Genomic DNA, 2,669 nt, shown 5'->3' on the forward strand with positions numbered 1-2,669 from the left:
GGGTTCGCCAGTCACCTGCGCCAGGGTTACCCTCCCGCAGTGCTGGACTCACCGCACTGGCTCCTCACTTGGCGACTGCGTTCGCCCAAGCCGCGTGCCGCAGGCATACCCGAAGGGCGAGGGAGTTATTTTTCCCGCTGCACCCAGCTTTCCTTACCCCCTGTTTCCCTGTACAGAATGCTTTCCTACTCCGGCTTCATATCTCGCAACATCAGTTCTAAAAGTGCTTGTCGGGGTGTAACTTCACCTTCGAGTAAGCGATAAACTTCCTCGGTAATTGGCATAGGAATATTCTGCTGCCTAGCTCGCCGCAGCAAAACTTGAGTGGTGTTGATTCCCTCAGCAGTTCCTTCTATATGAGCGAGAATTTCGGCTAGTGTTTTACCAAGAGCCAACTGGTAGCCAACTTGATAGTTACGACTCAAGGGACTGTTACAGGTTGCTAACAGATCGCCCAAGCCGGACAAACCGTAAAATGTTTCTAATTTTGCACCCCAATGGACACCAATACGAACCATTTCTGTTAATCCACGGGTAAGTAAAGCTGCTTTGGCATTGGTTCCCAAGTGCAAGCCATCACAGACACCGGCGGCGATCGCCATCACATTTTTTAGTGTTCCACCCAGCTCTACTCCCAAGATATCACAATTGGTGTAAACGCGAAAACGATCAGAAGAAAATATCACTTGTACAAATTCTGCTGCAGCCATAACACTGCTTGCTACAACCGTTGCAGCGGGTAACTCCTGTTGTATTTCTTTAGATAAATTGGGGCCTGAGAGAACAACTACTGGGTGGTTGGGGAAAGTTTCTTGCCAAATTTGTGATGGTGTACAAGTCGTTTGGGGGTCTAGGCCTTTTGTCGCTGTGACAAAAATTGTCTCTGGGGAAATGGCTAAAGACTGTAATTGAGAAGTTACAGCTCTCACACCCTTCATAGAAACAGCAGAAAGGACAACATCAGCACCTTGTACAATCTCTGCCAGCGTTTGAGAACCCTGACGCGACCACATGCGCACTTGATGACCATTCGTCTTTGCAAGAGTTGCAAGAGCCGTCCCCCAAGCACCTGCACCCAGAATTGCTACTGATTTTGGATGAGTCATTAGTCATTAGTCATTAGTCATTAGTCATTAGTCATTGGTCATTAGTCATTAGTCATTAGTCATTGGTCATTGGTCATTAGTCATTAGTCATTGGTCATTAGTCATTAGTCATTGGTCATTAGTCATTAGTCATTAGTTTTTGCCGGGGGTAACGTTCCATCAATCCCCTCACTTCTTCTGCATGATATGAGCTTCTTGTCAATGGTGAGGAAACAACTTGTAAAAATCCGAGTTCTTCACCAAAAGCTTTCCAAGCAGCAAATTGCTCTGGCGTGATAAAATCATCGACTTTCAAATGCTTTTGGCTGGGTTGGAGATATTGCCCAATAGTCAAAATGTCGCAATCTACAGCTCGTAAATCCCGCATGACTTGGCGGACTTCCTCATCAGTTTCACCAAGTCCCACCATAATACCGGATTTGGTGTAAATCCAAGGAGCAATTTGACGGGAACGTTGCAATAATTCCATTGTCCGCTCATAGTTTCCTTGGGGACGTACTCGCCGATATAAACGAGGAACGGTTTCTGTGTTGTGGTTGAGAACTTCTGGTTGTGCTTGGAGAATCAACTCCAGCGCCTCCCAATGACCACACAAATCAGGAATGAGTACCTCAATTGTTGTGTGGGGAGAGATAGTACGAACAGCTTCAACACATCTGATAAACTGCGAAGCCCCACCATCTGGTAAGTCATCTCGGTTCACAGAGGTGATGACCACATGATTGAGTTTCAGGCGGCGTACTGCTTCAGCCAGTCGTGCTGGTTCCGTGGGGTCTAGGGGTTTGGGTTTTTTTTCAAAGTCAATATCGCAGTAGGGACACGCACGCGTGCAAGCTGGTCCCATAATTAGGAATGTGGCGGTTCCAGCTTTGAAGCACTCACCAATATTTGGACAGGACGCTTCCTCACAAACCGTATTGAGGGTTAAATCCCGCAAAATTTCTTTAACGTTACCAACACGCTCCCATTGAGGCGCTTTTACCCGCAACCAGTCTGGTTTAACAGTCACAATCCGTTTCTACCACTGAATTTGTACATTGTAAATCCTAGCAAGCTTCATCGACTGGTGGATGAATTTGCATACGACTTTCTCATTTCTCAATGATTTGTGATATTATATATATACTTTTGCGTGCATTAAATTTGCACACAGCTAAAGGCTAAAAGACTAGCTATGACTGGTCTTATTCATTTTTTGAACTTTGAATTTTGAATTTCTTCTTGTGTCGGGATGTAGCGCAGCTTGGTAGCGCACTTCGTTCGGGACGAAGGGGCCGCTGGTTCGAATCCAGTCATCCCGATTTTTTTTAGATTAAATAATTGTTGTCCAGTTTTAAGGAATGGTAATGGCGCAGACCTATTGATTCGGCTCCAAGATTATGGTGTGATCTGTCCATTTAATAGCTTATCCACACATCTAAACCATTACCGGCAAGCGCTTTGCTAAGAAAGACTAAAATATGGTCAACCTAGAAGCTGAAGAACGCAAACAATTAATAACTCTCCTCATACCAATTCTATGTGAAGGTGCATAGAACTGTAGAATAAAGAAGGGAAAAGATT

General features: G+C 45.1%; 2 protein-coding genes and 1 tRNA gene. 1 reads left to right on the forward strand and 2 read right to left on the reverse strand.

The features are described from left to right. Nucleotides 1-185: 185 nt before the first annotated feature. Nucleotides 186-1,106 (reverse strand): NAD(P)H-dependent glycerol-3-phosphate dehydrogenase, encoded by a 921-nt coding sequence (locus DP116_RS27760; RefSeq protein WP_169158187.1) that lies wholly within the window; start codon nucleotides 1,104-1,106, stop codon nucleotides 186-188. 118 nt (nucleotides 1,107-1,224) lie between these two features. Further along, nucleotides 1,225-2,115 carry a lipoyl synthase gene (lipA, locus tag DP116_RS27765; protein WP_169158188.1) on the reverse strand — a complete coding sequence of 297 codons (891 nt, stop codon included), beginning with the start codon at nucleotides 2,113-2,115 and terminating at the stop codon, nucleotides 1,225-1,227. Nucleotides 2,116-2,333: 218 nt separating this feature from the next. Between lipA and DP116_RS27770 the strand changes: the two genes are divergently transcribed. Then, nucleotides 2,334-2,407 (forward strand) — tRNA-Pro (locus tag DP116_RS27770). Nucleotides 2,408-2,669: the final 262 nt, after the last annotated feature.

It is taken from the genome of Brasilonema bromeliae SPC951 (assembly GCF_012912135.1).
Taxonomy (GTDB): domain Bacteria; phylum Cyanobacteriota; class Cyanobacteriia; order Cyanobacteriales; family Nostocaceae; genus Brasilonema; species Brasilonema bromeliae.